Annotated in this window: 17 protein-coding genes; 13 read left to right on the top strand and 4 right to left on the bottom strand. The window is 68.6% G+C overall.

What is annotated here, in order from left to right:
* Positions 1–41: 41 nt before the first annotated feature.
* From ACVK00_RS19345 to ACVK00_RS19335, 3 genes are all read right to left on the bottom strand, one after another.
* Positions 42–776 carry a DsbA family oxidoreductase gene (locus tag ACVK00_RS19345; RefSeq protein ID WP_284900858.1) on the bottom strand — a complete coding sequence of 245 codons (735 nt, stop codon included), beginning with the start codon at positions 774–776 and terminating at the stop codon, positions 42–44.
* Positions 777–849: 73 nt separating this feature from the next.
* Entirely contained in the window at positions 850–1,644 is a 795-nt protein-coding gene (locus ACVK00_RS19340; RefSeq protein WP_284900859.1) for a helix-turn-helix transcriptional regulator, read from the bottom strand.
* Positions 1,641–2,603 (bottom strand): ornithine cyclodeaminase family protein, encoded by a 963-nt coding sequence (locus tag ACVK00_RS19335; RefSeq protein ID WP_284900861.1) that lies wholly within the window; start codon positions 2,601–2,603, stop codon positions 1,641–1,643. The genes ACVK00_RS19340 and ACVK00_RS19335 overlap by 4 nt, the downstream gene beginning before the upstream one ends.
* A 391-nt stretch (positions 2,604–2,994) precedes the next feature.
* Between ACVK00_RS19335 and ACVK00_RS19330 the strand changes: the two genes are divergently transcribed.
* The 11 genes from ACVK00_RS19330 to groL all read left to right on the top strand — a co-directional run bounded on the left by ACVK00_RS19330 (position 2,995) and on the right by groL (position 13,667).
* Positions 2,995–3,774, top strand: a complete 780-nt coding sequence (locus ACVK00_RS19330; protein WP_166725992.1) for an ABC transporter substrate-binding protein — start codon at positions 2,995–2,997, stop codon at positions 3,772–3,774.
* 67 nt (positions 3,775–3,841) lie between these two features.
* Entirely contained in the window at positions 3,842–5,086 is a 1,245-nt protein-coding gene (locus ACVK00_RS19325; protein ID WP_284900862.1) for an NAD(P)/FAD-dependent oxidoreductase, read from the top strand.
* Between the two features lie 484 nt (positions 5,087–5,570).
* Entirely contained in the window at positions 5,571–7,700 is a 2,130-nt protein-coding gene (locus ACVK00_RS19320; protein ID WP_456826958.1) for a beta strand repeat-containing protein, read from the top strand.
* 277 nt (positions 7,701–7,977) lie between these two features.
* Positions 7,978–8,337 (top strand): COG4315 family predicted lipoprotein, encoded by a 360-nt coding sequence (locus ACVK00_RS19315; RefSeq protein ID WP_228906979.1) that lies wholly within the window; start codon positions 7,978–7,980, stop codon positions 8,335–8,337.
* Positions 8,338–8,387: 50 nt separating this feature from the next.
* Complete coding sequence (locus ACVK00_RS19310) at positions 8,388–8,903, top strand: sigma-70 family RNA polymerase sigma factor (protein WP_006753920.1); 516 nt, start codon at positions 8,388–8,390, stop codon at positions 8,901–8,903.
* Positions 8,903–9,685, top strand: coding sequence for an anti-sigma factor family protein (locus tag ACVK00_RS19305; RefSeq protein WP_284888704.1), 783 nt, complete (start codon positions 8,903–8,905; stop codon positions 9,683–9,685). Before ACVK00_RS19310 ends, ACVK00_RS19305 begins: the two co-directional genes overlap by 1 nt.
* Positions 9,686–9,713: 28 nt before the next feature.
* On the top strand, positions 9,714–10,139 hold the full coding sequence (locus tag ACVK00_RS19300; protein ID WP_284888705.1) for a cupredoxin domain-containing protein: 426 nt from the start codon (positions 9,714–9,716) through the stop codon (positions 10,137–10,139).
* The gene (locus tag ACVK00_RS19295; RefSeq protein ID WP_284888706.1) at positions 10,136–10,768 is read left to right on the top strand and encodes a LolA family protein; all 633 of its coding nucleotides are present in this window, start codon (positions 10,136–10,138) and stop codon (positions 10,766–10,768) included. The genes ACVK00_RS19300 and ACVK00_RS19295 overlap by 4 nt, the downstream gene beginning before the upstream one ends.
* A 37-nt stretch (positions 10,769–10,805) precedes the next feature.
* A complete protein-coding gene (locus ACVK00_RS19290; RefSeq protein WP_284888707.1) occupies positions 10,806–11,315 on the top strand; it encodes an SRPBCC family protein in 510 nt (169 codons plus the stop codon).
* Positions 11,316–11,686: 371 nt separating this feature from the next.
* Positions 11,687–11,980: a co-chaperone GroES gene (groES, locus tag ACVK00_RS19285; protein ID WP_004186661.1), complete on the top strand. Its 294-nt coding sequence runs from the start codon at positions 11,687–11,689 to the stop codon at positions 11,978–11,980.
* A 46-nt stretch (positions 11,981–12,026) separates the two neighbouring features.
* The gene (groL, locus tag ACVK00_RS19280; RefSeq protein ID WP_006753915.1) at positions 12,027–13,667 is read left to right on the top strand and encodes a chaperonin GroEL; all 1,641 of its coding nucleotides are present in this window, start codon (positions 12,027–12,029) and stop codon (positions 13,665–13,667) included.
* Positions 13,668–13,837: 170 nt separating this feature from the next.
* On the opposite strand, the gene ACVK00_RS19275 is transcribed toward groL, so the two are convergent.
* Positions 13,838–14,704 carry a hydroxymethylpyrimidine/phosphomethylpyrimidine kinase gene (locus tag ACVK00_RS19275; RefSeq protein WP_228906984.1) on the bottom strand — a complete coding sequence of 289 codons (867 nt, stop codon included), beginning with the start codon at positions 14,702–14,704 and terminating at the stop codon, positions 13,838–13,840.
* 254 nt (positions 14,705–14,958) lie between these two features.
* Here ACVK00_RS19275 and ACVK00_RS19270 point away from each other — a divergent pair, with 254 nt between their 5' ends.
* Together ACVK00_RS19270 and ACVK00_RS19265 are read left to right on the top strand one after the other, a co-directional pair.
* Complete coding sequence (locus ACVK00_RS19270; protein WP_004186709.1) at positions 14,959–15,129, top strand: rubredoxin; 171 nt, start codon at positions 14,959–14,961, stop codon at positions 15,127–15,129.
* 105 nt (positions 15,130–15,234) lie between these two features.
* Positions 15,235–16,536 (top strand): hypothetical protein, encoded by a 1,302-nt coding sequence (locus tag ACVK00_RS19265; protein WP_284888856.1) that lies wholly within the window; start codon positions 15,235–15,237, stop codon positions 16,534–16,536.
* Positions 16,537–16,562: the final 26 nt, after the last annotated feature.

The following is a 16,562-nucleotide window of genomic DNA, read 5'->3' as shown; positions in this document are numbered from 1 at the left end:
AGCGATGCGTAGCGGCCGCGGGTGTCGCGCGGCGCCGGATGTCAGCCGCGCGGCGGCAGTTCGCAGCCGTCGGGGCCGCACGCGGCCGCGTCGTCGCCGGTGAATTCAACGATCGCGCCGTCGCGCCACGCCTGCTCGAGCGCCTGCGCGAACGCGTCGGCCGGCTGCGCGCCCGACACCGCGTAGCGGCCGCCGAACACGAACAGCGGCACGCCGCGTCCACCGATCTGCTCGGCCCGCGCGATGTCGGCCTCGACTTCGTCACGGTATGCGTCGCTGCGCAGCACGGCTTCGACGGCCGAGCGCTCGAGCCCCGCTTCGACCGCGAAGTCGATCAGCGCCGCGTGGTCGAACAGCGAGCCGTGCTCGCAGAAATACGCGCGGTACAGGCGTTCGGTCAGCGCATGGGCGCGGCCGGTCGCTTCCGCGAGCTTCACGAGCCGGTGAGCGTCGAGCGTGTCGCCGACGGACGTGCCGGGCAGGTCGTAGCGGAGCCCGACGCTCGCGGCCGCGTCGGTCACCTGGCGCAGCATCTGGTCGACCTGCGCGGGCGACATCCGGTACTTGCCCGCGAGCATCGCCTCGACCGGCTCGACCGGCTGGCCCGGCATCAGCCGGTACGCGCGCAGCACGACGTCGACGTGCTCGGCGTGCGCGAACGCGGCGAGCGCCTCGTCGAAGCGGCGCTTGCCGATCCAGCACCACGGGCAGATCAGGTCGGACCAGATCTCGACGGTCAGGGTCGGGCGGGTAGTCGGGGCGGGGGTGGTCGTCATGGGCGGTAGGGCGGCAAATAAATGTAACCGCGACTATATCATTTTATGCCGCGACGTTTCGGAGCCGCGCCCCTTACGCGTCGCCCTGGGTTTCCTTCAGATGCTTCAGGTGCTTGTAGACGGTCGCGCGTCCCATCCCGAGCACGTTCGCGACGTAGTTCGCGGCGCTCTTGCCGCGGAACGCGCCTTCCGCATGCAGCGCCTCGACGAGTTCGCGCCGGTGCTCGCGCGTGAGGCCGTTCAGGCCGACCTGCCGTTCGCGCAGCCAGCCGTGCAGGAACGTGTTGATGCGCTCCTGCCAGTCGTCGCGGAACAGCTCGTCGGGCTGCGCGACGATGCCCGCGCCCTTGATGAACACGTCGAGCGTCGCGCGGACGTCGTCGAACACCGCGATGTTGAAGTTGATACACATCATCCCGGCCGGGCGGCCTTCGTCGTCGAACAGCACGTTGCTCACGCAGCGCATCCGCCGGCCGTCCCAGTTCAGCTTCTCGTACGGGCCGATCACGCGCTCGCGCGCCGAATGATCGATTTCCTCGAGCGCCGAGTCGTCGCCGACCTCGCGCTTCGACAGGTTGTTCGCGAGGTACAGCACGGTCTGGTCGCGCAGGTCGTGGATCACGACTTCCGCGTACGGGAAGAACAGCGCCGCGATGCCATCGGCGATCGGTGCATAGCGGGTGAGCAGCAGGTCTTTGACGGGGGATTGCTTCTTGCGCATCGGAATCGCCATCTCGGGTGAGCGGGGGCCGGGCGGTGCATCGGCGCGGCGCGCCGGCGTACCGTTGACCGGCATGTCCGTGCGCCCGCGCGCTGCCGCCGCGGCGGTTGCGCCATTGTATCGGCCCCGCGTGCGCGTGCTGCTCATGCGCGCGTCAGATGCGTGTACAGCGCGTGCGCGATCGCGATGTCCTCGAGGCCGAGGCCGATCGAGCGGAAGAACGCGTGACGCGTGCGCGACGGTGCCGCGCAGGTGCCGGCGACGAGCGCGGGCAGGTCGCCGACGATCCGCTCGGGCGTCCAGCCGTGCGCGGCCGCCGCGATCTGCATCTCGCCCGCGCTGGCAGGCGTCGTGTGGCGGTAGTCGCAATACACGTCCATGTCGGGCAGCCACGCGGGCGGGATCTCGTGCGCGCGCGCGACGTTGGTGCTGATCGACGTGACGAGCGCGGGGCGCGTGAGCATGCCGTCCGCGAGCACCGGCGTGCCCGACGACGTGCACAGCATCACGACGTCGGCGTCGCGCACGCACGCCTCCGCGCTGGCGGCCGGACGGGCGCGCGGATCGATCTGCGCGAGCGTCGCCTGCAGCGCCGGGTCGCCGGTGAGCGCGGGCGAATGCACGCTGATCGAGGCCCAGTCGCGCAGTGCCGCGGTGTGGCGCAGATGCGCGAGGCCGACCGCGCCCGTGCCTATCACGGCGAGCCGGCGCGCGTCGCGCGGCGCGAGACAGTCGACCGCGAGCGCCGTCGTGCCGGCCGTGCGCTCGACCGTCAGCAGCCCCGCATCGCACCACATCAGAGGCTGGCCGGTGCGCATCGACATCAGCGCGGTCCACGCGGTCACGATCGGTTTGCCGCCCGTCACGACGTACGGCGACAGCTTCGCGCCGAACACCTGCTCGTCGGCGAGCGCGCCGAGATACGTGATGAAATCGCCGGCCTGTTCGGGGAACAGCGTGAGGGTTTGCGGCGGCTGCACCGCGCGAGCCGACGCGAGCGACGCGAACATGCGGCGCAGCGTGCCGAGCACGTCGAGCGACGGCAGCGCCGCGCGCACCGCGGCTTCGTCGACGGTGAGCGGCAGGGTCGGGGCGGGTTGCGTCATGGGACTTCTCCGGTCGGGGCCGGACAGGACAGTCTCGATAGAGCGCGTCCGGCCGTGTTCGTAATGGATTAAAAGTCTAATATAGACAAACAAAGTCGGGTGAATTTTTCTTTCCAAGACACGAGCGCGTCGCGTGTCCACGGAAAAACATAGATAAATCAAAGGGGTTTTGCTCAAGCGACGGCGTCTCGGAGGACGGCGGCAGCACCGCGATTATCGTATCCCCTATAGTCTATAGTAGACGAAGAGTCTATATTTTGCGTGCGGACCAGCGTGTCGCCGCACGGCGGCCGGCTGCATCGCCTGCCGATCCGGCGCGGGCGCAGCGCCCGGCAACGGCGTCGCGCGACCGGTCTTCATCGCCTCAATCCGGAATCGAAGGACATCCGTCATGAACTGGAAGCTTTCCCTCTGCGCCGTCGCGGCGCTCGCGTGCGCGGCCGTCACGGCCCACGCGGAACAGACCACGCTGCGCTTCGGGATCGAAGCCGCCTACCCGCCGTTCGAGAGCAAGTCGCCGGCCGGCCAGCTGCAGGGCTTCGACGTCGACATCGGCAACGCGGTGTGCGCGAAGCTGAACATGAAGTGCGTGTGGGTCGAGAATGCGTTCGACGGGTTGATCCCGGCGCTGCAGGCGCGCAAGTTCGACGCGATCAATTCGGCGATGAACATCACCGTGAAGCGCAAGCAGAGCATCGACTTCACGCCGGCGATCTACGTCGTGCCGATCGTGATGGTCGCGCACCGCGGCTCGCCGCTGCGGCCCGATGCCGCGAGCCTGCGCGGCAAGCACGTCGGCGTGCTGCAGGGCTCGTCGCAGGAGGATTTCCTGAAGGCACACTGGGCGAATGCGGGCGTGGCCGTCGTGTCCTATCCGGACCAGGACCAGATCTATGCCGATCTCGTCGCCGGGCGTCTCGACGCGGCCGTGCAGGAAGCGCAGACCGCGCAGGACGGCTTCCTCGACAAGCCGGCCGGCCGCGACTACCAGATCGTCGGCGAGCCGCTGAAAGATCCCGCGACGCTCGGCGAAGGCACCGGCTTCGGGATGCGCAAGGGCGACAAGGCGCTGCAGACGAAGATCGTCGGCGCGCTCGACGCACTGAAGAAGGACGGCACGCTGAGCGCGCTGTCGCAGAAGTACTTCAAGCGCGACATCGTCGCGAAGTAAGCCTGGCCGCGCGCCGGCCGCCGTGCCGGCGCGCGTCGCACCGAATCTCGACGCAGTACGGGGAAGCATGGATTTCGACGTCATCGTTCTGGGGGCCGGCATCGTCGGCGTGTCGTCGGCGCTGCATCTGCAGGATCGCGGGCTGCGGGTCGCGCTCGTCGACCGGCGCGCGCCCGGCGAGGAAACGAGCCACGGCAATGCCGGGCTGATCGAGCGCTCGTCGGTCGTGCCGTACGCGTTCCCGCGCCGGCTCGGCACGCTGCTGCGCTACGCGCGCAACCGCTCGGTCGATCTCTATTGGGACTACAAAGCGCTGCCCGCGTACGCGGGCTGGCTCGCGCGCTTCTGGCGCGAATCGTCGCCGCAGCGGCTCGCGGCTGCCGCGCGCGACACGCTGCCGCTCGTCGCGGCGAGCGTCGTCGAGCACGACGCGCTGCTCGCGCGTACCGACGCGCAGCCGCTCGTGCATGACGGCGGGTGGCTCGAGGCGTTCCGTTCGCCCGCGCTGTTCGATGCGGAAACGCGCGCGCAGCAGCGGGTGGCCGACGCGCACGGGTTGCGGATGAGCGTGCTCGACGCGCGCGCTCTGCGCGAGCGCGAGCCCGGCATCGGCGACGCATTCTGCGGCGCGTTCCACTGGCAGGACCCGAAGACCGTGTCGAGCCCCGGCGGCCTCACGAAGGCGTACGCGCGGCTGTTCGAGCGCGACGGCGGCACGTTCGTGCGCGGCGACGCGACGACGCTCGCGCAGGTGCGCGACGGCTGGCAGGTCGATACCGAACACGGGCCGATATCGGCGCGGTCGGCCGTGGTCGCGCTCGGGCCGTGGTCCGACCATGTGTTCGCGCCCCTCGGCTACCGGATTCCGCTGCGCGCGAAGCGCGGCTATCACATGCATTACCGGCCGACCCGCGCGCTGCTGAACGTGCCGGTGTGCGATACCGAGGCGGGTTTCGTGGTCGCGCCGATGGAGGGCGGCCGCCTGCGGCTCACGACCGGCGTCGAGATCGCGTTGCGCGACGCGCCGCCGACCGGCGTGCAGCTCGCGCGCGCCGAGCCGCTCGCGCGCGACGCGTTCGGCATCGGCGAGCGGCTCGATCCGGCGCCGTGGCTCGGGATGCGGCCGTGCACGCCCGACATGCGGCCCGTGATCGGGCCAGCGCCGCGCCATCGTCATCTGTGGTTCGCGTTCGGCCATTGCCACCACGGACTCACGCTCGGCCCCGCGAGCGGACGGCTGCTCGCCGAAATGATCACCGGTGCGCCAACCTGCATCGATCCCCATCCGTACCGGCCTGCGCGTTTCGGCTGATGCAGTCGCCGGGTGACGGCCGCGCCGCGCGTGCGGCTGTCACAGTTTTTCATTTGGCTGTCCGCATTAATCGAAAACCGATCGAGCGGATATGGTCTGCGTAATAGATCGGAAAGCAATCGCGAAATAAGAAAATCAGAAAACACGCGATTTATCAATGCATTTTCATGGAAATGAAATGCGAAATAGGAGGGCCGTCCGGGCAATCCGGCGATGCTTCCTGACGGTCCGTTCCGATATGGCCCGCAATGTACCGGAACACGTTACTTTGGGCCTCGCAAACGTTACGTTACATCCGGGCTCAGCAGGCCTGTTTCGTCAGATGATTGACGTGACGCCACCCCGTTAATTCCCCGTAAATCCATATAAAACCGTTATTGGCTTGCATTAAGCCAACGAATGAATCCGTTTTATCCGGGTGGCACGCTTCGTGCAATCCGTCCCCATGCTTTATCAACGTAGTGCCAACCAAGATGGGGTAAGGATGAGACAAAAAATTAAATTGACGGGTGTGGCGCTGTCGGTCGCGACGGTGTTCGGGGTACTGGCTTCCGGTTCGGCAATCGCGGGGCCGCTCGATGCGCTGCCGCTTCCGCAAGTGATCGTGAATCCGCCGACGAACAGCGTGTCGATCGGGCTGGCCGCGACCGGCACGTCGCCGCTGGGTTCGGTCACCGTGGCGACGGGCGGGTCGGGTGAGATTCAGACGTCGCTGGGCAATCCGGCGCAGGCGTTGTCGGGCGCTGTGAATACGCTGACGGGCGCGCTCGGCGGCGGTGGCGGCGCGGTGACGCCGCTCGCGCCGGTGCAAGGCGCGGTGAACCAGGTGACGGGTGCGCTGGGTGGTGGCAACCCGGCAGGCGCGCTGAGTACGGCGACGGGGACGTTGAGCAATGCGGTTGGCACGGTAACGGGCGCACTGGGTAACGTCGGTGGCGGCGCGAACCCGCTGGCGCCGGTGCAGGGCGCGGTGAATCAGGTGACGGGTGCGCTGGGTGGCGGCAACCCGGCAGGTGCGTTGAGCGGCGCTCTCGGTACGGTCACGGGTGCGTTGGGTAACGTCGGCGGCGGTGCCAACCCGTTGGCGCCGGTTCAAGGTGTGGTGAATCAAGCGACGGGCGCCCTCGGCGGCGGCGGCAACCCGGCAGGTGCACTGACCGGCGCTCTCGGTACGGTGACGGGCGCACTGGGCAACGTTGGCGGCGGTGCGAATCCGTTGGCGCCGGTTCAAGGCGCCGTCAATCAAGTGACGGGCGCCCTCGGCGGCGGCAACCCGGCAGGTGCACTGACCGGCGCGCTCGGTACGGTGACGGGCGCACTGGGCAACGTCGGCGGCGGTGCGAACCCGTTGGCGCCGGTTCAAGGCGCCGTCAATCAAGTGACGGGCGCCCTCGGCGGCGGCAACCCGGCAGGCGCGTTGACTGGGGCTCTCGGTACGGTCACGGGTGCGCTGGGCAACGTCGGTGGCGGTGCGAATCCGCTGGCGCCGGTTCAAGGCGTGGTGAATCAAGTGACGGGTGCGCTTAGTGGTGGCAACCCGGCAGGCGCACTGACCGGCGCGCTCGGCCCGGTAACAGGCGCCCTCGGCAACGTCGGCGGCACGAACCCGCTGGCGCCGATCCAGAACGTCGTCGACCAGGTCACGGGCACGCTGGGCAACGGCAATCCGGCCGGCTCACTGAGCAACGCGGTCAATACGATCACCGGTACGCTAGGCAACATCGGTGGCGCGTCGAGCCCGCTGGCGCCGGTGCAGGGCGCCGTTACGCAACTCGCCGGCACGCTCGGCGACGGCAATCCGGCCAGCGCACTGACGAACGCGGTGAACTCGGTGACGGGGGCGCTCGGCAATCTCGCCAGCACGAACCCGCTGGCTCCGGTACAGGGTGTCGTGAACCAGGTCGTCAGCACGCTCGGCAGCAGCAATCCGGCCGGCGCACTGAGCAACGCGGTCAGCTCGGTGACGGGCGCACTCGGCAACCTCGGCGGCTCGAACCCGCTGGCGCCGGTGCAAGGTGTCGTGAACCAGGTGGTCGGTACGCTCGGCGGCAGCAATCCGGCCGGCGCACTGAGCAACGCGGTCAGCTCGGTGACGGGCGCACTCGGCAGCCTCGGCGGCTCGAACCCGCTGGCGCCGGTGCAAGGCGTCGTGAATCAGATCGTCGGCACGCTGTCGGGCGCGGGCGGCAGCAGCCCGATCGCGCCGATCACGAACCTCGTCAGCGGCCTGACCGGCGGCAGCAACCCGGCCGGCGCACTGACCGGCGCGCTCGGCCCGGTGACGGGTGCCCTCGCGAACGGTCCGGCAACCCTCGGACAGACGGCCGGCGTGCTGTCGGGTGCGGTCGGTTCGACGGCTGCAGCGGGCGGCAGCCTGCTCGGCTCGGGCGCGAGCACGGCGGGCAGCACGGCGGGCGCCGCCGGTTCGCTGCTGTCGACGGGCGGCAACGCGACGGCGACGGTCGTCAATGCGGTCGGCGCGACGCTGGGTACGGCGCTGGGTTCCACGCCGAGCCTGTCGGTCACGCCGCACTCGGGCAACAGCTCGGCGAACAACCCGCTCGCCCCGGTGTCGACGCTGCTCCAGACGGTGACGGGCGCACTGCCGAGGTAACCAGCCGGAACGCGCGGCGGCGATGCATCGCCTGCCGCGCGCAACGGGTCGCACAACGCGGTATGACGGCAACGTCATGCCGCGTTTTTCTTTGGATTCCCGATGGGCTTGGTTGGACGAATGGCGGGCCATCGGCGGGCCGCATGGAATAACCGTCCGCGGCCGTCCGTTTATATACCGAGTCGCGGCGCAATCGGGCAGCGGGATAATGACCATGACGAAGTCGACGTCCCGTCCGGCGGTGCCGTGCCGCAATGCCATGCAAAGGAGAACGGGAATGAAAACGATGCTGTTCGCCATCGCGCTGACGGCCGCGATCGCGCGGCCCGCGGCCGCCGAGCCGCCGCAGGCCGGCAACGGGAAACTGGTCGACGAAGATCACATGACGCTGTACGTGTTCGATCACGACGCGCCGGGCAAGAGCACGTGCAGCGGCACCTGCGCGGCCAACTGGCCGCCGGCGCTCGCCGACGGATACGACAAGGCGTCGGGTGCGCTGAGCCTCGTCACGCGCGACGACGGCAAGAAGCAATGGGCGTACAACGGTCGCCCGCTGTATCGCTGGAAAATGGACCACAAGGCCGGTGACGCGGGCGGCGACGGGATCGGCGGCATGTGGCACGTCGCGCGTCCCTGAAAACTGACGGACGGACCGACTGACGGCGCGGCGACGCGCGAGGCATCCCGATGAGCTACGAATCGGACCTGCTGGTGTGGCTGCCGCATCTCACGCGCTATGCGCGTGCGCTGACGGGCGACCGGGCCTGGGCGGACGATCTCGTGCAGGACACGCTCGAGCGCGCGCTGAACCGGCCGCCGCGCGACGGCGGCAACCTGCGCGCGTGGCTGCTGACGCTGCTGCGCCACCGCTTCATCGACCAGTTGCGCGCGCGGCACGAGATCGCGGTCGACGACGCCACTGCGCCATGGCAGACGATGGCCGCGCCCGCCGACGAGATCAGCGGCCTGATGCTGCGCGACGTGCAGCGTGCGCTGTACCGGCTGCCCGTCGAGCAGCGCGAGGTGCTGCTGCTGGTCGCGCTGGAGGAGTTGAGCTATCGCGACGCCGCACAGGTGCTCGGCGTGCCGGTGGGGACGGTGATGTCGCGGCTGTCGCGGGCGCGTGAACAGATGCGTGCGTTGCTGTCCGGCGAGCCGCCGGCGCATGGCACGGCCGCGTTACGGGTGATCGGGAAGACATGATGGACGACGATCCGCGCAAACCTTCGAACGATCGGGACGACGCTGCATCGGCCCAGCTGCTGTCGGCGCTGCTCGACGGCGAGCTGTCCGGGCAGGAGCGCCGCGAGGTGCTCGAGCGGCTGCAGTCCGATCCGCGGGAAGCCGACCGGTTCGCGCATTACGGCGCGCAGCGCGACGCGTTGCGCGCGTTGTTCCCGCTGCCGGGCGCCGCATCGGCATTGTTCGTGCAGCGGCGCGCGTCGCGCCGGCGCGTGGTTGCGTATGCGTTCGCGGGGCTGGCGGCCGGGCTGGTGCTCGGCATCGCGCTGCACGTGGGCTGGACGGCGTTCGGCGTCGAACCGGCGTTCGCCGCGCGCGCGGATGTCGCGTATGCCGTGTACGCGGCCGATCGCGAACACCCCGTCGAAATCGACGCCCGCGATCCGGCGCGCCTGGCCGGATGGCTGTCCGCGCGTCTCGGCCGGCCCGTGCGCGCGCCGTCGCTCGACGAATACGGCTACGTGCTGCTGGGCGGCCGGCTGCTGCCGGGCGACGCGGGACCGGCCGCGCAGCTGATGTACCAGCGTGCGGACGGCGCGCGCGTGACGCTGTACATGACGGCCTACGATGCGCGGCGCCTTGCGCCGCAGGCGATGTCGGCGGATGGACGCTACACGTATTTCTGGTCGGATCGCGGCATGGGCTACGCGTTGTCCGGCCGCGGCGACGAACGGCGCCTGCGCGAGCTCGCTATCGACGCGTGCGGCGCGCTCGGCGGGTCGACCGACGCATGGAAGGGGTGACGCGCGCGGCATCGGCAGGGAGCAGAGGATGAACGCGAAGAAGACGGCGATGATGGCGACGGTGGCGGCGGTGCTCGCGGCAGGCGCCGGGCTCGCGCGGGCGGACGGCGACGCCCCGGTGCGCGTGCCGGTCGACGCCGACGGCGTGCAGCGGGTGACGATTGTCGGCGGCAGCTATTTCTTTCGGCCGAAGCATGTGATCGTCCGCGCGCATGTGCCGGTCGAACTGACCGTATCGGCCGAACCGGGCCGCGTGCCGCACAGTTTCGAAATCGACGCGCCGCAGGCCGGCATCGCGGTGCACACCGACCTGGCCACGACGCCGCGCACGTTCCGCTTCACGCCGACGCAGCCCGGTCGCTTCGCCTACTATTGCACGCATCGGCTGCTGTTCTTGCGCAGCCATCGCGAACGCGGCATGGAGGGCGTGCTCGACGTCGAGGCGGCGCCATGATCGCCGCATTGCTGGCCGCGAGCCTGATAGGAGCGAGCATGACAGCCGACCCGGTGACCGTTGCGCAGGCACATTTCGACCAGGTCCGCTCGTACCGCGCGACGATCCGCTTGTCGGCGCAAAGCGGCGAGCGCACCGAATTCCACTATGCGTACCTGAAACCCGGTTTCGTCCGGATGGACTTCGTGTCGCCCCATCGTGGCGCGGTGCTCGCGTACGATCCCGGCGACGGCAAGGTCCGGCTGCGCCCGTTCGGCGAGCATGCGCCGCCCGCGCTGAGGCTGTCGCCGTCCAATCCGCTCGTGCGCGACCGCAGCGGCCATCGCGTCGACCGCTCGGACGTCGGCGAGCTGCTGCGCAACGTGCATGCGCTGCAGCAGGGCGGCGCGACGGTGACGGAAGGCGAGGAGACCATCAACGGGCGGACCGCGCTGCGCGTGTCGGTGACGGGCGGCCCCGCGCACGTGGTCGACGGCGTGCATCGCTACCGGCTGTGGCTGGACACCAAGGACGGTTTTCCGCTGAAGGTCGTCAGCTTCGCGGATGGTGACGGCGACCCGCTCGAAACGGTGACGCTCGACGACGTCGAGATCGACGTCGCGTTTCCCGCCCGCTTTTTCGCGCCCTGATTCCTGATTCCTGATCCCGACTCGTGCCGGAGGTTGCATGGCGGAATACCGGTTTTCGACGACGTGGCGCGTGGACGCGCCGCTCGCGGCGGTCTGGGACGCGATCTACCAGGTCGACCGCTGGCCCGACTGGTGGAAGAGCGCGGTACGGACCGTCGAGATCGAGCGCGGCGACGCGCGCGGCGTCGGCGCGCTGCAGCGCTACACGTGGAAAGGCGCGCTGCCGTACCGGCTGACCTTCGACATGCGCGTGCTGCGCGTCGAGCGGCCGCATGTGCTCGAAGGCCGCGCGAGCGGCGCGATCGAAGGCGACGGCTGCTGGTCGTTCGCCGGCGACGGCACCCGCACCGTCGTGCGCTACGACTGGCACATCCGCACGCGTGAGCGCTGGATGAACTGGCTGGAGCCGCTCGCCCGCCCGCTGTTCATCTGGAATCACGACGTCGTGATGCGCGAAGGCGCGAAAGGGCTCGCGCGCCTGCTCGGCGCGACGGTCCAGACCGACGGCCGGACGTTCCAGCCGGTCGCGGGCTGTCCCGACATGTGACGAACTGGCACCTGATAGGTGCCCCAGCGGCGCCCGAGCGGGTCTTTTCCTGTGGTGTCAGACGATCGCGGGAACTTGGTGCTTACCCCGTGTCAAAGCGGTGCGCGGGTCGGGAAATCCCGCATCTGCCTGCTGCCGGAGCACAGTATTGACGCCTACCTGTTTGTTTCAAAAGGTTTTTTCAATTCCATCCCCGTTTTTCCGTCGTTTCGGCCCCCGCGAAAAAACCTCCGGTTTCCCTTCTTGAATTTGTCAAAACCCGTCCATATAATTAGCACTCGCTGCACGAGAGTGCTAACAATTCTCTGCCGGGCGACCCGCCGGGCAGATTCCCTAAGCGTTCTTCAATCTCAGTCAAGAGAGGAGTGAATATGAACCTTCGTCCTTTGCACGATCGCGTGATCGTCAAGCGCCTGGATCAGGAAACCAAGACCGCCTCGGGCATCGTGATCCCCGACGCAGCAGCTGAAAAGCCGGATCAAGGCGAAGTCCTGGCCATCGGCCCGGGCAAGCGCGACGACAAGGGCGCACCGATCGCACTCGACGTGAAGGTCGGCGATCGCGTCCTGTTCGGCAAGTACGCTGGTCAGACCGTCAAGGTCGACGGCCAGGAACTGCTGGTCATGCGCGAAGAAGACATCATGGCCGTGGTCAACGCGAAGTAAGCGTCCACTGACGGTACATATTCCCAAGAATTCAAGGAGTTAGAAGATGGCAGCTAAAGACGTCGTATTCGGCGATTCCGCCCGTTCGAAGATGGTCGAAGGCGTGAACATTCTCGCCAACGCGGTCAAGGTCACGCTGGGTCCGAAGGGCCGCAACGTGGTGCTCGAGCGCAGCTTCGGCGGCCCGACGGTCACCAAGGACGGTGTGTCGGTCGCGAAGGAAATCGAGCTGAAGGACAAGCTCCAGAACATGGGCGCGCAAATGGTCAAGGAAGTCGCTTCCAAGACCAGCGACAACGCAGGCGACGGCACGACGACGGCAACCGTCCTCGCGCAATCGATCGTTCGCGAAGGCATGAAGTACGTCGCATCGGGCATGAACCCGATGGACCTGAAGCGCGGCATCGACAAGGCAGTCGCAGCGGCTGTCGAAGAGCTGAAGAAGATCAGCAAGCCGTGCACGACGAACAAGGAAATCGCGCAAGTCGGCTCGATCTCGGCGAACAGCGACACGTCGATCGGCGATCGCATCGCTGAAGCGATGGACAAGGTCGGCAAGGAAGGCGTGATCACCGTCGAAGACGGCAAGTCGCTCGCCGACGAACTCGACGTCGTCGAAGGCATGCAGTTCGACCGCGGCTACCTGTCGCCGTACTTCATCAACAACCCGGAAAAGCAAGTCGCCGTCCTCGACAACCCGTTCGTGCTGCTGCACGACAAGAAGGTGTCGAACATCCGTGATCTGCTGCCGGTGCTCGAGCAAGTCGCGAAGGCTGGCCGTCCGCTGCTGATCATCGCTGAAGACATCGAAGGCGAAGCGCTCGCAACGCTGGTCGTCAACAACATCCGCGGCATCCTGAAGACCGTTGCGGTCAAGGCACCGGGCTTCGGCGATCGTCGCAAGGCGATGCTGGAAGACATCGCGATCCTGACCGGCGGCCAGGTGATCGCGGAAGAAACCGGCCTGACGCTCGAGAAGGCAACGCTGGCAGAACTGGGCCAGGCGAAGCGCATCGAAGTGGGCAAGGAAAACACGACGATCATCGACGGCGCAGGCGAAGCCGCGAACATCGAAGCACGCGTGAAGCAAGTGCGCGCGCAAATCGAAGAAGCGACGTCGGACTACGACCGTGAAAAGCTGCAAGAGCGCGTGGCCAAGCTGGCCGGCGGCGTGGCAGTGATCAAGGTCGGCGCTGCGACCGAAGTCGAAATGAAGGAAAAGAAGGCACGTGTCGAAGACGCACTGCACGCAACGCGCGCAGCTGTGGAAGAAGGCATCGTGGCAGGCGGCGGCGTTGCACTGATCCGCGCTCGCACGGCAATCGCAAGCCTGACCGGCGCGAACGCTGACCAGAACGCCGGCATCAAGATCGTGCTGCGCGCGATGGAAGAGCCGCTGCGTCAGATCGTCACGAACGGCGGCGAAGAAGCCAGCGTCGTGGTGGCGGCAGTTGCTGCAGGCCAGGGCAACTACGGCTACAACGCAGCAACGGGCGAGTACGTCGACATGGTCGAAGCCGGCGTCGTCGACCCGACCAAGGTCACGCGCACCGCACTGCAGAACGCAGCTTCGGTTGCTGGCCTGCTGCTGACGACGGACGCAGCTGTCGCAGAACTGCCGAAGGAAGATGCACCGATGCCGGGCGGCATGCCGGGCGGCATGGGCGGCATGGGCATGGACATGTAATCGACTTCGGTCGATGGTGTCCGGAGCGCGCAGCGATGCGCGCTCCAGCCAAAAGAAAAGACCCGCAGCGATGCGGGTCTTTTTTTATGCGCGAGCGAAAGGGGCGGACCTGCCGCCCCGAGGCGATGGCGAGCCGCGCGCGACGGCGGCGCGGGGCCGCCGTGCGGGCGTCAATGGCGGTGCGACGTCCTCGGCACCGGATCGGCCTTCACGGCCGGCGGCGTGTCCGCATCGTCGTTGCTGCGGGCCCAGAAGAACCGGTCGGGCAGGTACGCGCCCATGCCGGGCCGGAACGCGTCACGCACGGACTGATACAGGTATTCCTGCGCTTCGCGCACCGCTTCGGGCGGCTCCTGGCCGTTCGCGAGCAGTGCCGCGATCGCCGCGCCGAGCGTGTCGGTGATGCCCATCAGCCGGTGCGGCGAACGATCCCACATGTCTTCGCGAAGCTGGCCTTCCTCGCCGTACAGCGTGTTGACGAGCCGGTGCGAGCCCGTCTCCGACGACAGGATGTACTCGCAGCCCTGCGACAGCAGGTGCGACACGGCCGCGTCGAGATTCGGCGCCTCGGCGTCGCCGTCCGGCTGCGCGAGTGCGAGCAGCGTCGCGTGGTCGGCGACCAGCAGCGTCGTCTGCGGCGCGAGCAGGTCGGCGATCGATTCGCGCAGGTCGTCGGCGGCAAGCACGTGCTCGTCATCGAGCGTGAAGTCCGGTGCGAGCACGAGCGGCACGCCGTCGTAGTCGGCGACCACTTCGGCGATCGCGCTCACGACTTCCGCGCGCGTTGCCGCGCCGATCTTGAACGCGGCGATCGGCATGTCCTCGAGCAGCATGCGCGCCTGGGCGGCGACGACATCGGGATCGAGGCCGGTGACTTCGTCGCAGGCGGCCGAGTCGCGCACGGTATAGCCCGTCAGGACGGACACGCCGTGACAGCCCATGCTCGCCAGAGTCATCAGATCGGCTTGGATGCCGGAGCCGCCGGTGGGATCGGAGAGGCCGAAGGTGAGGACGATCGGAGGGGCGTTGCTGGACATGTAAAAAAGGGGCAAGAAAAAAACGGGGAAGCGACGGAACTGCGGACGGCGAGGCGAAGTGGGCGGTTTTGGCCCGGTGTTGCCCGGCAGGCCGCACTTTTCAGCCATTATGCGGCGGAATTCGGCCCGCACGACGGATTTTTTAGCCCAACGCAACGTAGTCGCCGTACTCCAGCGCGATTGCTAGGCAGTCCGGCCCCGACACGGTACCATCATGGCTCCCGAATTTACCGACTTTCCCGACGCGGCTTAAGATGGAATACAAGAGCTGGATGTGCCTGATTTGTGGCTGGATTTATGACGAAGAAGCCGGACTGCCCGAAGAGGGCATCGCCCCGGGCACGCGCTGGGAAGACGTCCCCATCAACTGGACGTGCCCCGAATGCGGTGCTCGCAAGGAAGACTTCGAGATGGTCCAGATCTGATCGGACCCTCGGCCCACGGACACACCGCTCGCGGCCTCGCGGTTGCCCGGCGCTTGCGCGCCGCGGCCGGCGCGAGCGACTAGACGATGACAGGCGCGCGTGTCCATGACGTCCGATCCGGCGAACGTTCCCCTCCCTGACGCACTGCCCAACCCGCGTGGCGGGGCCGTGCGCGCGGCCGACGCGTGGCTTGCGGCGGCCGCCGACGCATTCGAGCGCCGCGACGACGCGGCCGCGCCGCTGTCGGCCGCCGCCGCCGTGCTGGCGGAGGCCGGCTGGCTGCCGGCCGCCCGTTTCGCGGGGCAACTCGCCGCCGCGGCGCCGCTCGTCGCCACCGAACCGACTTCCGCTGGCTGGCGCATCGCGCTGCGCGATTTTCGCGCGGCGGTCGGGCGCCACAATCTGCGCGAGCTGGCCTGCTCGCCGCTCCTGTTCGACCATTTCCGTGCGCTGCGTGCCCAAGGCGCGGCCGACCTGCACGCGAGCGTGCCGCTCGACGTGCTGGCCCTCGTCGGGCGCGCGACGCCGCCGGCGACGCTGCGGGCGATGCCCGACGCGTTCGCGAGCCGGGCGCGGGCCCGCTACGAGCAGGCGCTGCTCGGTGTGCTGCGCACGTCGAACGGTACGCCGGACGCGGCGCTCGACGAACTCGATGCGACCCTGGCCGCGCTGGCCGCCGACGGCCCGTACGACTTCTGGCGGCTCGCCGCCGCGTGCCTGCGCGCACTGCGCGCCACCAACGCGCCCGAACTGAAACGTTTCCTCGCCCGGACCAACCTGCTGCTCGGCGAGCACGCGCAGGGCAGGCGTCATGCGCCGCCGGCGCTCGTGCGCGAGACGGTCGCACTGCTATGGCGCGATTTCGCGCTATTTGGCGCGGCCGCCGAGGATGTCGCGCTCGTCGACGTGCTGCACGACTATGGGCTGACCGTGGACTGGCACGTCGCCGGCACGCCCGCGTCCGAGGCGCTGTGGGAAGCCGACGCCGCGCAGGCCGAGCATGATGCGGTCGCGGTGGCGCCCACCCGCATGCTCGGTGTCGTGACCGTCAACGCGCATGCGTACGAGGATTTCCTGCAGACCGCCGATGCGTCGATGGCCGAACTCGCGCTCGATCCGGGCACGGCCGATGCGGGGGCCGCATGGCGCGCGTCCGCGGCCGCCTATCGGGTCGGTACGGCCGCGTGCGCGCTCGGGCTCGGCCACGCGGCGCTGCTGGCCGATACGCTCGGACTAGCGTGGCGCCGTGCCGCGCACGGCGTGCCGCTCGCCGACGACGGGCTCGGTGCGCATGGCCGCGCGTCCGACATGCTGCGCGCCGCGCTGCTGAAGATCGCCGCGGGCGTGGCGCCGCCGGACCTGACCGCGGCGTCCGGCGCGCTCGGCGAGGCGCTCGGCCGGACCTGACGCGCAACGGGGCGCGTACACGTCGG

The organism is Burkholderia sp. PvR073 (assembly GCF_054055695.1).
This window is presented reverse-complemented; position numbering and strand designations above follow the sequence as displayed.